The sequence below is a fragment of the Cellvibrio sp. genome (assembly GCF_039207905.1).
Lineage (GTDB): Bacteria > Pseudomonadota > Gammaproteobacteria > Pseudomonadales > Cellvibrionaceae > Cellvibrio.
Window position 1 is genome coordinate 154,651 of record NZ_JBCECX010000007.1, and the last position, 21,558, is coordinate 176,208.

Genomic DNA, 21,558 nt, shown 5'->3' on the forward strand with positions numbered 1-21,558 from the left:
CAACTCCTTTGTTTGATCAATGTTATGTAAACGGACGTGTGCATCAGTCCTTCGTTGCCATCATATACCGACCAGAAATCGCGACAAGTCTTTTTCTTAAGCAGATAAACAGCATTTATTTCACTGAATTTTTATCATCCAAAAAGCAAAAAAAGCGGCCATAAGGCCGCTTTTCCATCAAGGCAATATTAAGCCTTAAGACGACGACGGGTTAAACCCAATCCGAGCAAACCAACACCCAACAACAGCATGCTGCTTGGCTCAGGAACAGAGACACCAGTCACCGTAATAACATCTTTCTCACTAGCAACAATACTGCCGCCAACCAAACCGTGAGTGAGGAAGTCGTGAGTACCTGCTTCCTTACCAGTAAAGGTCACAGCAAAAGTAAAGGTACGTGAAATGCTGCGATCAAAACTACCAACAGCGCTATCGCCTACGCAAGAACCAACATCAGCAGTCAAACATTCAACAGCAACATCCACACCAGGCAAACCAGCGCCCAGATCATCAACAGATACTTTGTTGTAAGTTGCAAATGAATCTTCAACACCAGCCAAGATTGAAGCGATCAGCGCATCAGGATTTGCTGAACTGGAAACAATAGAACCGCCAGAGCCTGTAGCCAAAGCAGTTGGATCAATGCCATCCCATTGATAAGTCATGTTGCCAAAATCAATACCAATAAAAGTTACGCCGTTAGCAGCTAAAGCAGCTTGCGCACTCGCCACAGTTGAACCATCAGACTCCTTAAAGGTTGCATCGCCCAATGCGATCACGAAACGAGATGAGCCCGGTCTCCAAGAGGTATTTTCAGCAGCTAATTGAACAGCATGGATACCTTCTTCAGGGAAATCACCACCATCGCCACCATCATACAAATTGATCGCATTAATTGCGTCAACACCAGCAACAGCATCGGTAGTCAAGTCAGTATTCAAACCTGAACCTGGCTCGCTGTAATAACCAGTACCAGTGGCTAAATTACCGAAACCAGACAAGCCGGCCAACAAATTAGTTGCCGCTGCTTTAGCAGCATCAATAACGCTCCCCATACTGCCAGAAGTATCAATCAGGAATACGATATCAAGTACACCGCTAGATACAGTTTGCTCGATGGTTACAGTTTTAGTGATAGTTACACTTTCACCTACAGCCAAAGTTGCGGCGTAAGTTTCGGGAGAGATTGTGTCTGCATTTGCATACACTGGCAGTACCAGCGCAGCAGACAGTGCGAGTTTTTTAAATAGATTCATGGCATCAGATCCTTCATCAAAAAAACAAATGATTGGTTTAGGCACAACGAGATAAATGTCCGCCCTATGTGTGATTTACTGCACATCTGATTGAAAGGTGCTCACAATGAGTACTCGATCAATTATCCTTAAGTGATATACAGCACGTAGCACTTAGCAAAGGCTGAGCCAGAAGCAGAAATATGTTTAATTTCAATAAGAAAGGAGATTGTAATGGCACGTAATAGCTTTTTCCTTGTAAATATCCTCGACAAGTTTTAGCTAAAACATCGTGATTTTGATAACAGTACGCGGAGAATTGATTTAAAAAAATAAAAATGCGTCGCAATTTTTTTGCGCCGCATTTTTATCTGGTGCGAACTCAATAAATTACTTCAGTAGATAAACCACATACACCTGCGCTGTAATTTTCATCACACCAGGCTCAAATGGCTCAGAAGAATCAGCCATACGCATAGCGCCAACTTCTTTTGCAGAACTTCCCATCAAGTTGCGATTCGGGGTCAATTCCCAACGCTCGTTGCCGCGATTGTTAAATTCAGAAATCGACCAGGGTGCGCCCAGTGATTGCCCTTGCGATTTAGCCAAACGGCCAGCGCGGGCTTTGGCATCTTCCATCGCGGCGGTTTGCACTTTTTCTTCCACGGCTTTTTTATCAGCGACTGTCAGATTGGTATTAATGGTTTCGGAAATTTTTGCGTCGACCAGCGCTTTCATCATCTCGGGATATTTTTTCAAATCGCGCAATTTGATATCGACTTGGCGGGAAACATTGTTGCCGGTCAATACGCGTTGGTTGTCTTTGTACTCATATTCCGGGCGAATATTTAATGCGGTTGTTGCGATGTCATTGGCTTTGATGCCGAATTTTTTGCTGGCATCAATTAATAAACGCGAGCGTCTGTCTACATCGGCTTTGGCTTTAGCGAGGTCGATATCGACGGTCTGGATGCTGAGCGTAAAAGTCATCATGTCCGGCTCAACTTCAATCTCGGCCGAACCTTCTACATAAACGTGGGGCTGCGCAGGCAGAGGGGTCGCAAATACGGGAATGCTCAGCAACAGGGATGCAACAGCGGGGATCAAGAATTTCATACAAATACTCCGTTTAAAATGTCATGTTCACTATAGCGGCGAAGTCTGAACATCAACAAAATCAAATGTTTAAAAATGTAATAGGTCGCGCGATGAAAAAATGATCATGCCCGAAGCTGTGCGAGCGATCAGTGCGCTGTCCATCATGCCGTTCATGTAAGTGGTAGCAATTTCAGGCAAAATAACGCTTTCATTCGTCCGCTATCGATACCCTATGACCCAGCCCGACCTGCATCAACTTGCCAGCGATATCAAACGCTGGGGCCGCGAACTGGGTTTTCAGCAGTTGGGAATTACCGATATTGAGCTGGGCGATGCAGAAATTCGCCTCAAAGAATGGCTGGCAAAAGGCTATCACGGCAGCATGGAATGGCTCGCCGCCCACGGCAACAAACGCTCGCGTCCAGCGGAATTACTGCCCGGTACAGTGCGGGTGATTTCGGTGCGGATGAATTATTTACCGGGCGATACCCAACAAATCAAAATCCTGAAAGATCCCACTAAAGCCTACATTTCCCGCTATGCGCTGGGGCGCGATTATCACAAGTTAATCCGCAAACGCCTGAGCCAGCTCGCGCAAAAAATCGACGATGCATTGCCGGAAGATTATCCCCTCAAAGGCCAGAATCGCGCGTTTGTTGATAGCGCACCGGTAATGGAGCGCCCGCTCGCGGAAAAAGCCGGATTGGGCTGGACGGGAAAACACACGCTGATTATCAATAGCGAAGTCGGCAGCTGGTTTTTTCTGGGCGAGATTTTCACGTTTGTCCCGCTACCGGTCGAGAAGCCCGAACAACCCAATCAATGCGGCGAATGCACCGCCTGCTTAAAAGTCTGCCCCACCGATGCCTTCCCACGCCCTTACGAATTGGACGCGCGCCGCTGTATCTCTTACCTGACCATTGAAAACAAAGGCAGCATTCCCGAAGAGTTCCGCGATCCTATTGGCAATCGCGTATTCGGCTGCGATGACTGCCAAGCCATTTGCCCCTGGAATAAATACGCGCAATTCACCAATGAGACCGATTTTTTACCGCGCCACGGCTTGGCTGATAGCGATCTGGTATCACTGTTTAACTGGAGCGAAGAAGAGTTTTTAAGCCGCACCGAAGGCTCGGCGATTCGCCGCATCGGCTATGAAGGATGGCAGCGAAATCTGGCTGTGGGGTTAGGAAATGCGCCAAGTGATGCTGGCATTATCGAGGCGCTCACAGCAAAAAGACCAATAGTGTCGGCGTTAGTACAGGAACATATTGACTGGGCGCTGCTCCAACAAATGAATCCCGCACGTCGGCGCAAACGCAAGCTGCGCGCCGAATAGGGCTACACTCCATAGACGAGTCTTTTGGTACACAAGGGAGTCATTATGAAAGCCACCAAACACATCGCCCTGAGTCGCATATTTAAACAACTGTTGATTGGATCGACACTGGTTATTGCGGGCTTGCTGCACGCAACCGCCGCACTGGCCGCTGATACACCTGTTGGAAAATGGGAAACCATCGACGATAAAACCGGCCAACCCAAATCCCTGGTGGAAATCACCGAAGACAGCAACGGAGTCTTGAGCGGGAAAATCGTTAAAGGTTTGGGGCCAGATGCAAACCCGGAGCGCCGCTGTACCGCGTGCAAAGGTGATCAAAAACACCAACTGATCCGCGGCATGACGTTTATTTCCGGCCTGAAAAAAGACGACGATGAATGGAGCGGCGGCACCATCCTCGATCCGGAGAGCGGCAAAACCTACAAGTGCAAAATGCGCTTGGAAGAGAATGGGCAAAAGTTGGTCGTGCGCGGCTATATTGGCTTTTCACTGGTCGGCCGCTCCCAGACCTGGAATCGCCAAAAGTGACATCCCTCTGATACAAAGTCCGGTACTCGCCGGACTTTTGCTGACCACACTCCCCGATTGCCATAAACAATCATCAAAATAGCGATAACTTTTCCTGTCTTGTCTGTTTTTTTGCGCCACAAACAGGAATAATACGCACCCCTTCAAGAGCGCAGCCATAAGAGCAGCGCCGTTACATAGAATCGGTCAATCACTGCTCCCTGGAGTTTTCAGGTCAGCATTCGGGTGACATTGGCGACCGGAACTGTCCTGTTGAATTGTTCCTGCGGATCAGGACATCAACCACAACGATAGGCTATTACTACTATGAAACCACTTTCCGATATAGGCTTGGTTGGCTTGGCCGTGATGGGCGAAAACCTCATCCTGAACATGGCTAGCAAGGGCTATACAGTTACCGCTTACAACCGCTCTGTAGAAAAAGTAGACGCATTTATCGAAGGCCGTGCCAAAGGTAAAACCATTCGCGGCGCGCGCTCCATTGAAGAACTGGTGCAGTCACTCGCCAAGCCACGCAAAATTATGCTGATGGTAAAAGCCGGTAAGGCAGTAGACGATTTTATCGAGCAACTCATTCCCCATCTTGAAGCTGGCGACATCATCATCGACGGCGGCAACACCCACTTCCCCGATACCGACCGTCGCACCGCGTACTTGGCGAGCAAAGGTCTACGCTTTATCGGCACCGGCGTTTCCGGTGGTGAAGAAGGCGCATTGACTGGCCCATCGATCATGCCCGGCGGTTCACCAGAAGCATGGCCATACGTGAAGGATATTTTCCAAGACATTTCTGCCAAAGTTGATGATGGCAGCCCTTGCTGTGATTGGGTTGGCGAGAACGGCGCTGGCCACTTTGTAAAAATGGTTCACAACGGTATCGAATACGGCGATATGCAATTAATTTGCGAAGCCTATCAATTGCTCAAAGAAGTTGTTGGCCTGACTGCAGACGAAATGCACGAAGTATTCGCTGAGTGGAACAAAGGCGAACTCGATTCATACCTGATCGAAATCACCCGCGACATCCTCGCGTACAAAGATACCGATGGCGAACCACTGGTTGAGAAAATCCTCGACACCGCAGGCCAAAAAGGTACCGGTAAGTGGACTGGTGTAATCGCATTGGATTTGGGCGTACCTCTCACCCTGATTTCTGAAGCCGTATTCGCACGCTGCTTGTCATCGCAAAAAGCGGAACGTGTTGAAGCAGCAAAAGTCATTAAAGGCCCAGCTGTGAATTTCACTGGCGACAAAAAAGCCTTTATCGATGACCTGCGCAACGCAGTATTCGCCTCAAAAATTATTTCTTACGCACAAGGTTATTTGCTGATGCGTGAAGCCGCGAAAGAATACGGCTGGCACTTGAACTACGGCGGCATCGCATTAATGTGGCGCGGCGGTTGTATCATTCGCTCATCATTCCTCGGCAACATCAAAGAAGCATTCGACAAGAATGGCGAATTGAAAAACCTGCTGCTGGATGATTACTTCGCTAAAACCGTTGATGCAGCCCAAGCTGGCTGGCGTCGTGTTGCTGCAGCGGCGATTGTGAACGGCATCCCCGCTCCAACAATCACCTCAGCTCTGACCTACTTCGACGGCTACCGCACTGCCCGCTTGCCAGCAAACCTGCTGCAAGCACAGCGCGACTACTTCGGCGCGCACACCTACGAGCGCACCGACAAACCACGCGGTGAATTCTTCCACACCAACTGGACTGGTCGCGGCGGCAATACAGCATCGAGCACTTACAACGTTTAAGTTTTTAAACGCGATGTAAGAAAAACGAAAAGCCGGATCAGAAATGATCCGGCTTTTTGCTTACTGCCAGTAAGGACTATTGACGAAACTCAACATTCAAATTATTTTTTGCTTTGATGGATTAATTAAATCAATAATGGATTAGAACATTCTCACTCTATAAACATCAGGAAATGATCTCATGGAATCAAAAGAAGTGGTCAACACAGCTATTACTATCAGTGACTGGCTAATGATGTTTGCGGTTATTTTAGGGCCAATCCTAGCGGTACAAATTCAAAAATTCATAGATTCCAGAAAGGAAAATAAAGAAAGAAAAATCAAGGTTTTTCGAGACCTAATGACAACAAGAGCTTCCACCCTGGCTGTCCAGCACGTATCCGCCTTAAATATGGTGGGACTTGAATTTAACGATAAAAAATATAGCAAAGTGATCAACGCCTGGAAGACATATTTGGATCATTTAAGCTCCTTCCCCGATGATGAAAACTTACAAAAAATATGGATAGAAAAAAGAAACGATCAACTCTCAGACTTGCTATATGAAATGGGAGAGTCCTTGGGGTTTGAATTTGATAAAGTTCATATTAAAAAAGCAGGATATGTACCTCAAGCGCACGTGGACAAGGAAAATGAGGAAAACTTTATAAGAAGAAAAACTGTAGCTATTCTATCGCAAAAGGACACTGTACCTATTTCAATTTTAAGCTTACCTTCTGACAATGAAGCCCTTGAGACACAAAAAGAACTGCATGTACTAATGAAAGAACATTTTGAGGGGAAACGTTCAGTTTCTATATCTATTAATAAAGAAAATAATATAGATGAATAAATCAATGAGTTGAGGTGGATGGTCCCCAACACCAACCATTTCAGACAGTTGGTATTTTAATTTGAAAGCAAATAAAAATTTGCATAAGGCTCACCATTTTCGGGTTCACATTCATTTGGATGTTAACACCTCACGGCCACTACACAAGCTGATAAACCTGAAGGAATATCATGAACAACCGCTGGCTTTACGAAACAACCTTGACCGGAAAAATCATTACGCTGATTCCACTAAAGCGTGAGCACACTGATGCATTACTTGCAGCATCCAGCGACGGCGAACTATGGAAGCTTTGGTATACGTCAGTTCCCAATAACAAAGCAATCGAAGCTTATCTTGATAAAGCGTTCAACGATCAGGACGCTGGTTCAGCTTTGCTTTTTGCTGTTGTCGATAACGACACGCAAAAGATTATAGGTACAACCCGTTATTGCAATGCCGATAATCTGAATCAGCGGTTAGAAATTGGTTATACCTGGTATGCCAAGTCCTATCAAAGAACCGGCGTAAATACGGAGTGCAAATACCTGTTGCTCGCTCATGCATTTGAAACGCTCAACTCAATTGCCGTCGAATTCCGCACCCACTGGCACAATCAGGCATCGCGTACGGCGATTGCACGATTGGGAGCAAAGCAGGACGGTGTTTTGCGCAACCATCAAAAAAATGCAGAAGGTATTTATCGGGATACGGTGGTATTTTCGATCATTGATCAGGAATGGCCGACAGTTAAGAAAAACCTTGAATACAAAATGAGTCGATAATTTTCCATGAAAGCACTATTACTTCTGGTCGTATTGATCCCAGCAATTGTTTTCGCCAAGGTGGATTTAGTTAAAGTCGACAAATCTGCAAATAAAATGTATTTGATGGATGGGGAAAGCATTATTAAGGAATACCACATCGCCCTTGGAGCCAACCCGAAAGGACATAAGCAGCAGGAAGGTGATAAACGCACACCAGAAGGCACTTACACGCTCGATTATAAAAAAGAAGACTCCGCTTATTATCGATCAATGCATATCTCGTATCCCAACAAACAGGATGTCGAAAGCGCGAAAAAGCGCGGTGTATCACCGGGTGGTTTCATTATGATTCACGGACAACCCAATGGCCTTGGCTGGAGTTCAAGCATGAATCAAAAATTCAATTGGACTGATGGCTGTATCGCGCTTACTAATAAGGAGATGGATGAATTTATGAGTTTAGTTGCTGTGGGAACAAAAATTCAGATCGAATGGTAATCACACGCGAGAATAGTAAATGCTAACCGGACTCAATCACATCACCATTGCCATCACCGATCTAGACACCTCTTTTAAGTTTTACAACGAAATTTTAGAGTTTCGGCCACAAGTGCGTTGGGATTCTGGAGCCTATTTAAGCTTGGGTGAATTATGGCTTTGCTTATCTCTGGATGCGGCCAAGCCCAGCCAGGACTATTCGCATATAGCGTTAAGCTGCGATGCAAATAACTTTGACGCAATCGCAACGCGTTTGCGCGCGACGAAGGTTATTGAATGGAAGCAAAATACCAGCGAGGGTGACTCATTGTATTTCCTTGATCCCGACGGGCATAAACTGGAAATCCATTGCGGAAATTTGCAGAGTCGATTGGAGTCGTTAAAGGAAAAACCTTACAAAGGCTTGATGTGGTTTTGAGAAAAATAGTTAACTCCAACTGTCGAATTATCTTTAGCTCAACCGACTAATAACGAAACCTGCTACAGCGCAGGAGAAATCCGATTAATAATTTGGAGATTGCCATGTCCAGCACCGAAAAAGTAAAAGGCCCCGCATCTTATTTCCCTTCTATCGAAACCAAATATGGCAAACCAGTGGAACACTGGTTCACACTGCTTTCTGCACAAAAAGCCTTAAAACATATGGAGATGGTGAATTGGCTTAAGAGTGAACACGAAATTGGGCACGGGCATGCGAATGCGTTGGTTGCTTATTTCCGGGATAAAGAGAAGTTATAGCCGATAGAGGGACGAAATCCGGACAGACAGAATCAATTGCTAGCTCAGGATTATGTGACTATAGTTACCGCGCGTGACCTATACATCACATGGAAAAAGGAATATAAAAATGAGCAGTTTTTTTAGCAGGATTCAGGAGTCTAGCCAGCAAGTACTCCCGCGTTGCCTTCGTATAAGTTCTATCTCTCTTTTTACCCTCGCATTAAGTATGACATTTACGACAAATGTAAATGCCACCACCCCGATATCAAGACTTGATGCATATCAGGATTTTTTCACTCAAACAAAAATAACCGATGAGGCCTCAGCTCGCGCATTTTTAGCAGCGCACGCTGATCGCTATCAACTGGAATCACCAGAATCACTATCACTCAAGCGGATTCAACCAAGCCTCAGCTCACGCCACTATCATTTTCAGCAAATGTTTAAGGGCGTGGCTGTTGATCGCGCCGAAATAATTATCAGTGTCGATATCAACAACGACCAAGTCATTCGCGTTCATAACTCTACAAAAAATTTACTTCAAGAAGTGAATACAACTGCGACTAAAATATCCGCAGCAGACGCACTGGAAAAAATTTGGCAGCTGCAATCTTCCAGCAGCCAGCTCCTCATTAAACCACGCACGCGCCTTGTTTATATTGAAACAGGCGGGTCACCTCAACTGGTCTATCGCATTAACCTGGCGACCAATCAACAAGCCGGTGATTGGGAATACACAGTGGATGCTTACTCAGGAGACGTCCTGACTATCGAAAGGTTGGACACACCGGCACATTTGCCGAAAGACTTCCAGCGCAATATCAATCCCGCGCAACTCAAAACACAAACCAAATCAACATACGCTACTGCACTAGCCACATTAAACACAAAAAATAATTTACGCAAAAAGACGACGGAAGAAGTCACGCGTGCGAACGGCACTGCACTGCTATTTGATCCTGATCCGATCACTGCTTTACAAAATCTTGAACTCACCATTAATTCACCACTGGAAGCTTTTGATGCAGCTTATGTCGAGCGCCCGCTGCGCGATATAGCACTCACCAACGGTGTGTACAGCCTTAACGGCCCTTGGGTAACCATCGAGGATAAAGAAGATCCTTTCACTGCACCCAGCACAACGATCGATGGCAATTGGCGAGCCAAACGCAATGAAACGGCTTTCCTTGATGCAATGGCTTACTTCCATCTCGATCAAAGCCAACGCTACATTCAATCACTTGGATTTAAGGATGAGTCAGGAATCCAGTTCGCACCTATTTCGGTTGACGCACAGGGCGCTATGGGAGTCCACAATGCGTTTTATATGCAGACAACCAATACCATCAGTTTCGGTGCATCCAAGGACTGCCCCGCAATGGCGGAAGACGCTGACGTTATTCTTCATGAATATGGCCATGCTATTCATTTTTCAATAAATCCGAATTGGTATGGCGGTGATACAGGTGCAATGGGTGAAGGTTTTTCTGATTATTGGGCCGCATCCTACGGTTTAACCACACTCAACGGTGCTACTTTTTATCCGGAACGAAACGGTAACTGGATTGCATTCAATTCTTGCTGGGTAGATGGTCGCTTGCTGAACCGTACCGACAAAAACTACATCACCGGAAAAGCTTATGCCGCACACGAAAAAGTAGGTGACCATTGGTCAGATGAACTCTGGGCCGCCCCGCTTTATTCTTCACTGCGCACCCTGCTTGAAAAAGGTGTTGCACGCGAAGAGGTTGATAGAATTATATTAGAGGCTCATTTTGGTTTGGGCAGTGAAATGACCATGCCGGAAATGGCAAAGGCGATCATCGTTACGGCTAAACAAATGTATCCACAAGGAGAGCATGCTGCCGTTTTTCGCAATAGTTTTATCAAACAGAAAATCCTGCCTGAATCAGTTTCATTTGAAGATCCTCAATTATTCGGATCAAGAAATGAAGGAGTGATAGCAGGATCTACCTTAGGTATCACGCTTAATCTACGCAACAACAGCGAAACAAAATTAAGCAACCTAACGCCTACTGTTAGCTCAAACACCCCCGGCGTAAAAATTATTACAACGGAAATCCCCTCAATAGATGTGGATGCCGACTCACAAACACCGCTCAAATTTAACGCCGAAATTGCCGATGACATCGCCTGTGGCAGCCAGGTAAAATTTACTGCCGGACTTAACTATGAAGATCCGGAAACAAAAACCATAAAAAATATCAGCAGGGATTACGCCTATTTAGTCGGTGAATACAAAGTGAGGCTCACCCAAACCAAACCGGTGTTAAAAATCCCGGCAACCGTCAATGCGGAAATAATCAGCGAATTGCAAGTTGAAGGGCTGCCCATTAACACCAATTATTTTGAATTACATTTGGATCTACGCATATCGCTCTTTGTGATGCCTAACCTTTCATTAATATCGCCAGCAGGAACACGGATTTATATCACCGGATTTCCGTTCTGGGATACAGAAGTTGTCGGAACTGTTCCGGGGAAATATGGCTATAAAACTATCTTTGTACCGCTCGCAGGTGAGAATCCAAACGGAACCTGGAAACTCCAACTAACGCAACCGGAGAGTTTCGCAGCAGCCGGTTTATTGATGTCATGGGGCATAAGCACTCTGAGTGAAGCAGATTGCACTAACACGAATCCTGTCACACTGGATATTGACAGCCTACAACTCTCGCAGGCATCAATTCCATACGTACCAACATCTGCAACAACACCGTCATTTCGGAAAAATAGTAATGTGCAGGTGGATTATGTGTTACGCAATAATTCACAGGAAAATATTTCAGCTATCGAGGTGGCTCTCGATACGCCAGTGGATATTGAAAACCTCAGACAATCTACGCCAATAACAACGCTTGATGCTTTTAGCTTACATAAAGGGCAATTCAGCTTTTTAATTCCGGACGCAACAGCCTGCGGCAGTACACTGCCGGTGAATATAAATTACAGCCACGCAACTGCGGCGGGTATCGTCAGCAAAAAAGTCTCGACCAATCTGCTCGTTGGTAGTGCTTTTACAACACAGTTCTCTACCTTTAATGAGGCGTTAGAAATTCCGGATAACGACAGCAATGGAATTACCCAAACCGTTTCAGTTGTTGGAAGAGCCTTATTTAATGACAACAATGTAAGAGTGCACCTTTCATTTGAACATCCAAACCCAGCGGATTTGGATATCAAGCTGCGATCACCGAAAGGGACTGAAATTATATTGGTAAAACCCGACAATAATTTACCGACCTACGTCAATCATAAATTCCCTTCCGATCTGGAACCCGTAGATTCTTTTTCAATACTGAATAATGAAAACCCTAATGGCACCTGGACGCTAACAGTTAAAGATACAAAACCAGGAAATGTAGGTGAATTTCAACTGTTTGGTTTTGAAGTCGAGAATGAATTGGATTGCGCACCAAACAATATCAACATGCTTCCAACGGCAATCTTAAATAAAACCACATTCGAGGTTAATGAAGGCCAAAGTGTCACCATTGACGCTTCCGGCAGTTCTGATCCAGAAGGTGACGCATTAAGTTTCAGCTATATCCAAATAGAAGGTCCGACTCATCCGCTCCAAGATGATCAATCTTCACGTCCACGATTTGTTGCTCCACAGGTGGAGACAAAAACCCTGTTTACTTACAAATTGATAGTCGCGGATATTTATGGGCTCACCAACGAACAAACATTCACGATTAATGTGAACAATGTAGCCGTAGTTAGCTCCTCCAGTCGTTCGTCGAAAGCCAGTAACAATTCTGGTGGTTCGGGAGGCGGAGGGGGCAGTATCAATTTCTGGTTAATTGCATTGATGATCGGAATTTACCTGTACAGACGACCACGCGGTTAACGCGTGACTCAAGCGCAAATTGGATTGCAACCAATCCAATTTGCGCTGCACTTTATATTTGAAAAATATTCTCCCGATAAACAATTCCTCTCTATCGTCATTTAATCGGCAAATTTGCCAACTCCTGCTATACATAAACCTATAAACAAAAAAGTCCGTCACCCGGAAACTAGAGACCGGCTCATGGACATCCTTTTCCTGACCACTACACATCGACACAATGATTCCACAATGTCTTGCGGCAACCTTGGCTGCACCTATATTTCGCCGATTTGAGCGCGACACATATCGTTTTTCACATCGATGGACGCTAGTGTGCTGGCTGCTCTGCATTTGCGCGGTGAATGTCTGTGCGCAAACCACTTCCGACCATACTGATTACCCCAAAAAAATCCATTTCCGCAACATCATGCAAAATCAGGATATCGCCCTCGGTGAGGTTGAAGCGATTTTGCAGGACTACCAGGGTTTTATGTGGTTGGGCGGACGCAACGCGCTGTTGCGCTATGACGGTTATGAGTTCCTGCCGATTCCAGCAGCGAAAGATCCAGCCGACTTGAGCCAGACGGAAGCGGTTAATCAGGTGCTGGAACTGCTGGAGGATAAAAACCAAAACCTGTGGGCGGCGACTCGCTCAGGTTTGTATCGCTATGATCGCAACCATGAAATCCTGGTGCCGGTAAAACTGTCGGATGACATTACCCCCGCAGGCGGTGCCGTCAACGCGCTGGCTGAAAGCCTGACCGGCGACATACTCATCGGCTCGGCCAACGGCTTCTGCATCTTGAATCCTGCCACTGGCAAACTGGAATTCCTTAACCAGCAGACCCAAACCCTGCCGAGCAATCTGGTTAACGATATAGTGGTCGATAAAGCGGGCAACGCTTGGTTGGGGCTGGAAACCGGCCTTGCGCAATTGGATCTGGCTACTCGCAATATCAAGCTCTACATTCCCAACCCTGCCAATCCCAAATCCGCGCTCGAAAATAGCCTGCGCACAATTGCCATCGATAATGCCGGCCAGGTCTGGGCAGGTGGCGACAACGGGATTTATCGGCTGGATCGTAACACCCTGCAATTCACTCATTATCAACACGATCCAAACAACCCCGGCAGCCTGGGCAATAATTTTTCCCGCCAACTTTTTATCGATCACAATGGCTGGGTTTGGTCAGGCAGTGATGGGGCAGGAATAAGTCTCTACGACGCGACCAATGACAGCTGGATTCACTTTGATCGGGGCGATGGCGGATCAGGCAAATTGGTGAGTAATACCATCCGCCGCATTTATGAAGATCGAATCGGCGACCTGTGGATAGGCACCTATCCATCGGGCGTACATATCTACGACCGCTCAAGCACCGCAATCAAGGTCTACCAAAAGTCCGCCAATATCACCCAAGGGCCGCTGGATAATAACGTCGAAGCCATAGTGGAAGATAAAAACGGCCACTTCTGGATTGGCTCGGGCGGTATCTCGCGCTTTGATGCAGCGACGGATACCTTTACTCACTACCGCCCCGATACCGGCGCCGACGCGCGCGTTGCAACTACGGCCATCCTCAACGGCACCACCGATTCATATGGCGACCTGCTGTTCGGCACCTGGGGTGCTGCGGTGCAGAAATACAATCCTGCTACCGACCGCTTCGACACCATCCCGGTCGATCCGGACCAGAGCAAACGCGGCGAAAAAACCGGAAACAAACTCAACGATTTAATGGTGTGGAATGTTTCCGAGGATCACCAACAGAACCTGTGGATCAGCACCCACTTTAATGGCCTGACCAAATACGATCGCAAAACCGGCCGCTATCATTTTTATCCGCACGACGAAAATAATCCGGCAAGTTTATCCAGCGCAGTAGCCTGGGTATCTTACGAGGACTCCAAAGGTCGCTTCTGGATCGGCACCGCCTACGGCCTCAACTTGATGGATCGCGAACAGGAAACGTTCAAACGCTATATCCCCGACGCAGAAAATCCACGCAGCCTTGCGAACGGCTCAGTGCTGTCTATCCATGAAGATAAAAAAGGGCGCATTTGGTTCGGCACCGATATGGGTTTGCACCTTTACCATCCTGAAACTGACGACTTCAATCACTACGACACCAGCAATGGTTTTGCCGACCAGGGAATTCGCGCGATTATCGAGGACCATTTTGGCAATCTGTGGCTGGGCACTAACAACGGTATTGTGCGTTTTAATCCCGACACGCTCGCGGTAAAAAATTACACGCGCTTCAACGGCGAATTAATCGGCGGCATTGCAACCGGTGCAGCACTGGCAACACGCTCGGGCTCAATGGCATTTGGCTCACGCAACGGCCTGTATTTTTTTGATGTGGATCGCCTCGAAAATCACCGCAACAATGTAACGCCGGCAATTGCGATTACCGACTTCCGTCTCTTCACCCAAAAGGTCGCGATTAACGGACCGGATAAATTATTAACTCGCTCCATCAACCAAACCAAATCCGTTACGCTGGACTACACCCAATCGATGATTTCATTTAGCTTTGCCGCGCTGAATTATCGCGATCCGGAAAAAAATGCCTACGCCTACATGCTCGAAGGATTTGATGATAAATGGCGCGAAGTGGGCAACCAGCGCACCGCGCTTTACACCAACTTACCCGCAGGCAAATATCAGTTTCGCGTAAAAGCAAGCAACAACGATGGCATCTGGAACGAGCAAGGGCACAGCATCCAACTGATTGTACTGCCACCGCCATGGAAAACCTGGTGGGCTTACAGTATTTATGCCGCCATAATAATTGGCCTGTTGTTATTGTTTATGCGCAACCAAAACCAAAAAGTAGTCGCTGCGCGCAATATCAGCCGCGAGCTGGAACAAAAAGTTGCCGAGCGCACGGCAGAGCTACAAAACAAAAATGGTGAATTGGAAAATGCTTACGCACAGCTTGAGGCAATTAGTTTGTCTGATCCGCTCACCGGATTAAATAATCGCCGCTATTTGCAAAAATTAATTCCGATGGATATCGCGAAAGTGCAACGCGAACACATACCGCCGATACCCAATCGTCCACAGAGAAAATCCTCACGCGACCTGACTTTTTTTATTCTGGATGTGGATTTCTTCAAATCGGTGAATGACCAGCATGGTCACAGCGCGGGCGACCAATTGCTTATCCAGCTATCAGAATTGCTGACGAGAATTTGCCGCGAGTCCGATTGTGTAGTGCGCTGGGGCGGCGAAGAGTTTTTAATTGTCAGCCGTTTTGCCGATCGCGATGAAGCACCACTCATGGCAGAACGAATCCGTAAAAGTATTGAGCAATATGATTTCACTTTGCCAGATGGTGGCATCTTGAAAAAAACCTGCTCGATGGGTTTTGCCAGTTTCCCATTTATACAAAGCCAGCCAATGGCATTGAGTTGGGAGCAAGTAATTGATATCGCCGACCAAGCACTTTACGCCGCGAAAAAATCCGGCCGCAACCGCAGCGTAGGATTAGTCGCCAATCACAACACCAGTGTAGATTCACTTCACCAGCGCATTGCCAGCGATGTAAAAGCCATGATTGATAAGAGTGAACTTGGCGTTATCGCCGACGACGCAGATCAACTCATTTGGGACTAAGCGCAGCCCTGTCATAAAACTGTCAAAAAAATTGCAACAAAAAGCCGCTATGCTGGGTCATCCCGGCATTCCTGCGGCATTGCTATGACCCGACATGAAATTCTTACCTCGCCCGATTTAACCAGTTTGCGCACCGCCGAATTGCGCCGCGATTTCAAACAAAAAATCCCTGAGCTGCTTGAGTTGGAGCGACTGATTCGCCAGTACCCGCAACACCTGCATGCGCGCACTGAAATCCTGTTAAAAAATAATGCCCTCGAATTCCCGCTCTATTCCGTCACGCTTGGCAGCGAAAAACCTGATGCGCCGACATTGCTGCTGACTGGCGGCATGCACGGCATTGAACGCATTGGCAGCCAGGTATTAATTGCCTGGCTGCATACCTTGTTGGAGCGATTAAATTGGGATGAGCATTTGCAGCAATTGCTGTCACACATCCAATTAGTGTTGTTGCCAATCCTAAATCCCGCTGGGATGTATTTAAACCAACGCGCAAATGGCAACGGAGTAGATTTGAATCGCAACGCACCGATTGATGCAGAAGGGCGCGTGCCGCTACTCGGTGGCGGACACAGGCTCGGACCATTTTTGCCCTGGTATCGCGGGCGCAAACGCGGGCAAATGGAAGCAGAAAATATTGCGCTTGAACAAGTATTGCAGCGGCAAATTTTCAACCGTCCGTTTGCCGCAGTACTCGATTTGCATTCGGGGCTCGGCATGCAGGATCGTTTGTGGTTTCCCCATGCGTATCGCAAAAAAGCCATTGGCAATATCGCACAATATGTCGCGCTGAAATTACTCTGGGAGCGCACCTATCCCAACCACACCTATTTATTTGAACCGCAATCAATCCATTATTTATCCCACGGTGATTTGTGGGATTATTTTTACTATCAATCACGTGCGCAAAACCAGCCGCATTTTTTACCGCTCACGCTGGAAATGGGTTCCTGGATGTGGGTGAAAAAAAGTCCGCGCCAACTGTTCAATATGGCGGGATTATTCAATCCGCAAATCCAGCATCGCCATTCGCGAGTGCTGCGTCGCCACATTTTGCTACTGGATTTTATTGTGGCAGCAACACTCAATCACAAAAATTGGTTGCCAGATGAAAAACAAACGGGGATATTCAACCAAACCGCCAAGAGCCTGTGGTTTTAAAAAGGGGCTCTCAAGCCGTAGGAGGTTCCCATGAAGCATTTTATTTTATTGCGCGGATTGGCTCGCGAAGCAGCGCACTGGCTGGATTTCCCTGAGATATTGCAACAGGTATTGGGTGATGAATACCAATTGCATCTGGTGGATTTCCCCGGTTGTGGAAAATACATCAATCAAGATGCACTCACATCGGTCGCCGCAATGACCGATCATGCACGCAGCGAAACCCAGGTAATCGCAGCGCGCGGCGATGAAATTTACCTATTGGGTATTTCGATGGGCGGCATGGTCGCACTGGATTGGGCGCAGCGCTTCCCGCGGGAGTTACGCAGGCTGGTGCTGATAAACTCCAGCGCAGGCAACCAACCCCTATGGTGGCGACTGCGCCCCTCAGCCTGGCCGCGCATGATCCACGCGCTAGTCGCCAGCAGCAACGAGCGCGAAGCGGCCGTACTCACGCTGGTCAGCAATAACCGCGACGATTACACACAGCACATCAATCTCTGGCGAAACATCCAGCAGCAGCGCCCGGTGACGCGCGCAACAATTGTGACCATGTTACGCGCGGCCGCCAGTTTTCATCCCCAACCAACCTGTGCCGTGGCAGGTCTAGTTATCGCCAGCGAGCAAGACCGCATGGTTTCGGTACAGGCGAGCAATGCCATCGCCCGCCAATTTAATTGGCCAATTATCCATCACCCCAGCGCAGGGCACGACTTACCAATGGATAATCCGCAGTGGCTGGCCAACCAAATAAGTAGGTGGATTCACAGCTAACACTCTGCCATTACCGGCAACGCAAATCGCAATTACTCTCACACATTATGCTGTTTCATATTGGTTGATCCGCCCGCCAACTTACAATCCTTTATATCCCCGTCAAACATGCGTATAAGCCCCGTAAAAAGGGCGTGAAACCGATTACGTATTTACAAATATTGACCCCTCTTAACGGGATCTGGAACTAGACTTCAATGCAATTTCCCGTCAGGGAGAGGTATACCCCGCTCAGGAGAGAACGGGGAACAACCGTCAAGGCTGCGCTAGACAATTATCGGTTAAATAATCACAAGCCAAATAACAAGATAGTCAAACACCAGAATAAGCTCGAGGCTCACATGACCCTTCCCGTTCTACCGCATGGCGCAGCTGGCGTTTCCCGCCGCGATGCCATCAAACAACTTGCACTTGCCTGTGGACTTACACTTTCCGCCACCTCACTTTCGGCACTGGCGGCCACGTTCGGTCAACCAACTGATTTATCACGCAGCAAAAAAACGCTGTTAACAGCCGACGAATTAGCGCTACTGCGCGAATTGGGCGAAATTATTATTCCCACTACCGATACTCCCGGTGCAATTGCCGCCGGCGTACACGACTTTATCAATCACTACCTCGTTTACTGCACGAGCACGGCAGAACAACAAAGCCTGCTTACCGGTCTGAAACGAATTGAAGATTCCGCTAAAGCTCGCTTTGGCAAACCGTTTTTAAGCGCGAGCAAAGAGCAACAAATCAAGCTCCTCACCAACATGGAAAAAGCCAGCAACGGCTTTACTGCAGACGACCGCAAATTCTTTAAACAATTGAAAGCCCTGGTCACTTTTGGCTACTACACGTCGGAAATCGGCGCGACCCAAGAGCTGGCTTATCTCCCTATTCCGGGCGGATACAAAGGCGATTTCAAATTCAAACAAGTCGGCAAAGCCTGGGCATTGCCTTACTAAAAGCAAAGCGCATTTTTTTTGCGTCCCGCTTTTATTTACTTGTTTTGATCATTAACTTTTTTGCGAAGTCATCTCCATGGATAAAAATATTTATATCGTCAAAAGCACTGAAATTTATGATGCAATTGTCGTCGGCTCTGGTATTTCGGGCGGCTGGGCTGCCAAAGAACTCACTGAAAAAGGCTTGAAAACACTGATGGTCGAACGCGGCCGTCCAGTTGAACACCGCAAAGATTATATCGGCGAAGGCCTTACCGCTTGGCAAATGCCCTTCCGCGGCCAGGTTGAAAAATCGGTTGTTGATGAACAACATTACGTGCAGAAAAAATGTTACGCCTTTAACGATGCCACCAAACATTTTTTTGGCAACGATAAAGACTATCCCTACAGCACCCCAAAAGATAAACCCTTCGATTGGATTCGCGGCAATCAGTTAGGTGGTAAATCCCTGCTCTGGCATCGCCAGTCTTATCGCTGGGCCGAACACGACTTTAATGCAAACGCATTGGATGGCCACGGCGTTGATTGGCCGATCCGCACCAAAGATATTGAAAAATGGTACGAGCATGTAGAACTGCATGCAGGTATCAGCGGCTCAACCGAAAATCTCGAAATTTTGCCCGACAGTAAATTTTTACCACCGTTTGAAATGAACGCGGTAGAAAAAGAAATGAAAGCGCGCATCGAGAAAACATGGAAAACCCGCAAACTGATTATGGGCCGCACCGCACATTTGTCGGTGCCTGCACCTCATCACACTGCGCAAGGGCGGGTGCAATGCCAGACGCGTAATGAATGCCAAAAAGGCTGTTCATTCGGCGCTTATTTTTCAACCCAAAGCTCTACTTTGCCCGCCGCACTTGCGACCAACAATTTAACGATTGCAACCAACAGCATTGTGCACAGCGTGATTTACGACCCAAAAAGTAATCGCGCTACCGGTGTGCGGGTGATCGATGCAGAAACCATGGAGACGCGCGAATATTTCGCTAAAGTGATTTTCCTGTGTGCATCCACCATCGGCACTACGCAAATTATGCTCAACTCAACAAGCGAGAGCTTCCCAACAGGTATTGCCAACTCTTCCGGCGCACTCGGCCATTACTTAATGGATCACCTGTACGGTGCTGGCGCATCGGGCCGCGTTGAAGGTTTTACCGACGAATATTATTCTGGCCGCCGCCCCACCGGTTTGGTGATGCCACGTTTTACTAACTACAGCGAAATGAATCCCAACTTCCTGCGCGGCTACCAATTGACCGGTGCTGCAGTGCGTGAAGCCTGGAACGGTTTTAGCGAACGCGATGGTTTTGGTGTGGACTACAAAAAGAATATCCGCAGCGCAGGCAGTTGGATATTCAGTTTGGGCGGTTCAGGCGAAATGCTGCCGCGCTATGAAAACCAGATCTCCCTGCATCCGACACTGAAAGATAAATGGGGCATGCCACAACTGCACATTGAATGCGACTTATCAGAAAACGATTGGAAAATGTTTGAAGATATCGCCGACACCTGCGCGAACATTTTGGAAACCATTGGTGTCAAAGATGTGAAGAAAAAAATCGAAGCGAAAAAAGATTGGCATCCCGGTCTTGCGATTCACGAAATGGGTACCGCCCGTATGGGTAAAGATCCAAAAACCTCAGTCCTCAATGGCTGGAACCAGGCGCACGATGTGCCTAACCTATTCGTTACCGACGGTTCTTGCATGGCCTCCAGCGCATCGCAAAATCCATCGCTGACTTATATGGCGCTCACTGCGCGCGCCGCTGATTATGCAGTACAGCAATTAAAGCTCGGCAAAATTTAATATAACCACAAGACGCACTTACTACTACGCAATAAAAACGAACGACTTACACGAAAACCAACAAAAGGATCACACTATGACTCTTTCGAAAACGATAAAAGCGCTGACCATGGCCGCTATTACCAGCATCAGCGTATCGGCATTCGCAGCAGATGTTGCACCAACCTCACCGCAATTGAGCGTGCAACTTTGGTCAATTAAAGATGACGTTGCCAAAGATTTTGAAGGCACCTTGAAAAAACTGAAAGCAATGGGCTTCCAGGGTATTGAGTTCGCAGGTAACTTCGGCGCTTACGCTGATAATCCAAAAGGCCTGAAAGCATTTTTGGATAAGACCGGCTTGAAAGCATCCGGTGCGCACGTTCACTTCGACAAATTGTCACCAGAAAACTTTGATGCAACCGTTGCATTCTACAAAGCAATCGACTGCAAATATTTGATTATCCCAATGGATCAACGTGCCTTCACTCCAGAAGGTGCCAAAGTAGTTGCCGCTGAACTCGAAGCCATCCAGAAAAAATTGGCTCCACTTGGCATGCACACTGGCTACCATAACCACGAGCCAGAAATGCTCGGCGAAAAAGGTAAAACTCCGTGGGATGTTATCGGCACCGGTACTTCACAC

Annotated in this window: 17 protein-coding genes; 15 read left to right on the forward strand and 2 right to left on the reverse strand. The window is 47.3% G+C overall.

Going from position 1 to position 21,558, the window contains the following annotated elements:
* Positions 1–188 precede the first annotated feature (188 nt).
* Complete coding sequence (locus AAGC78_RS06085) at positions 189–1,256, reverse strand: PEP-CTERM sorting domain-containing protein (RefSeq protein ID WP_435783159.1); 1,068 nt, start codon at positions 1,254–1,256, stop codon at positions 189–191.
* A gap of 369 nt (positions 1,257–1,625) precedes the next feature.
* Positions 1,626–2,351 (reverse strand): SIMPL domain-containing protein, encoded by a 726-nt coding sequence (locus AAGC78_RS06090; protein WP_435783160.1) that lies wholly within the window; start codon positions 2,349–2,351, stop codon positions 1,626–1,628.
* Positions 2,352–2,565: 214 nt separating this feature from the next.
* Here AAGC78_RS06090 and queG point away from each other — a divergent pair, with 214 nt between their 5' ends.
* The 15 genes from queG to AAGC78_RS06165 all read left to right on the forward strand — a co-directional run.
* Complete coding sequence (gene queG / locus AAGC78_RS06095) at positions 2,566–3,672, forward strand: tRNA epoxyqueuosine(34) reductase QueG (protein WP_435783161.1); 1,107 nt, start codon at positions 2,566–2,568, stop codon at positions 3,670–3,672.
* Positions 3,673–3,717: 45 nt separating this feature from the next.
* Positions 3,718–4,203, forward strand: a complete 486-nt coding sequence (locus tag AAGC78_RS06100; protein WP_435783162.1) for a DUF2147 domain-containing protein — start codon at positions 3,718–3,720, stop codon at positions 4,201–4,203.
* A gap of 306 nt (positions 4,204–4,509) precedes the next feature.
* Positions 4,510–5,964 (forward strand): decarboxylating NADP(+)-dependent phosphogluconate dehydrogenase, encoded by a 1,455-nt coding sequence (gene gnd / locus AAGC78_RS06105; protein ID WP_435783163.1) that lies wholly within the window; start codon positions 4,510–4,512, stop codon positions 5,962–5,964.
* A gap of 181 nt (positions 5,965–6,145) precedes the next feature.
* Positions 6,146–6,796 carry a DUF6680 family protein gene (locus AAGC78_RS06110; RefSeq protein ID WP_435783164.1) on the forward strand — a complete coding sequence of 217 codons (651 nt, stop codon included), beginning with the start codon at positions 6,146–6,148 and terminating at the stop codon, positions 6,794–6,796.
* 170 nt (positions 6,797–6,966) lie between these two features.
* The gene (locus AAGC78_RS06115) at positions 6,967–7,560 is read left to right on the forward strand and encodes a GNAT family N-acetyltransferase (RefSeq protein ID WP_435783165.1); all 594 of its coding nucleotides are present in this window, start codon (positions 6,967–6,969) and stop codon (positions 7,558–7,560) included.
* A 6-nt stretch (positions 7,561–7,566) separates the two neighbouring features.
* Positions 7,567–8,040 (forward strand): L,D-transpeptidase family protein, encoded by a 474-nt coding sequence (locus tag AAGC78_RS06120; RefSeq protein ID WP_435783166.1) that lies wholly within the window; start codon positions 7,567–7,569, stop codon positions 8,038–8,040.
* A gap of 19 nt (positions 8,041–8,059) precedes the next feature.
* Positions 8,060–8,458: a fosfomycin resistance glutathione transferase gene (gene fos, locus AAGC78_RS06125; protein WP_435783167.1), complete on the forward strand. Its 399-nt coding sequence runs from the start codon at positions 8,060–8,062 to the stop codon at positions 8,456–8,458.
* A 104-nt stretch (positions 8,459–8,562) separates the two neighbouring features.
* On the forward strand, positions 8,563–8,778 hold the full coding sequence (locus tag AAGC78_RS06130) for a DUF4287 domain-containing protein (RefSeq protein ID WP_435783168.1): 216 nt from the start codon (positions 8,563–8,565) through the stop codon (positions 8,776–8,778).
* Positions 8,779–8,986: 208 nt separating this feature from the next.
* Positions 8,987–12,634, forward strand: coding sequence for a proprotein convertase P-domain-containing protein (locus AAGC78_RS06135; protein ID WP_435783169.1), 3,648 nt, complete (start codon positions 8,987–8,989; stop codon positions 12,632–12,634).
* Between the two features lie 340 nt (positions 12,635–12,974).
* Positions 12,975–16,238, forward strand: coding sequence for a ligand-binding sensor domain-containing diguanylate cyclase (locus AAGC78_RS06140; protein ID WP_435783170.1), 3,264 nt, complete (start codon positions 12,975–12,977; stop codon positions 16,236–16,238).
* Between the two features lie 84 nt (positions 16,239–16,322).
* Positions 16,323–17,399, forward strand: coding sequence for a DUF2817 domain-containing protein (locus tag AAGC78_RS06145; protein WP_435783171.1), 1,077 nt, complete (start codon positions 16,323–16,325; stop codon positions 17,397–17,399).
* A 30-nt stretch (positions 17,400–17,429) separates the two neighbouring features.
* On the forward strand, positions 17,430–18,173 hold the full coding sequence (locus AAGC78_RS06150; protein WP_435783172.1) for an alpha/beta fold hydrolase: 744 nt from the start codon (positions 17,430–17,432) through the stop codon (positions 18,171–18,173).
* Between the two features lie 341 nt (positions 18,174–18,514).
* The gene (locus tag AAGC78_RS06155) at positions 18,515–19,123 is read left to right on the forward strand and encodes a gluconate 2-dehydrogenase subunit 3 family protein (RefSeq protein ID WP_435783173.1); all 609 of its coding nucleotides are present in this window, start codon (positions 18,515–18,517) and stop codon (positions 19,121–19,123) included.
* A 76-nt stretch (positions 19,124–19,199) separates the two neighbouring features.
* Positions 19,200–20,933: a GMC oxidoreductase gene (locus tag AAGC78_RS06160; RefSeq protein WP_435783174.1), complete on the forward strand. Its 1,734-nt coding sequence runs from the start codon at positions 19,200–19,202 to the stop codon at positions 20,931–20,933.
* A gap of 76 nt (positions 20,934–21,009) precedes the next feature.
* On the forward strand, positions 21,010–21,558 hold a 549-nt coding region (locus tag AAGC78_RS06165; RefSeq protein ID WP_435783175.1), incomplete at its 3' end, for a sugar phosphate isomerase/epimerase family protein.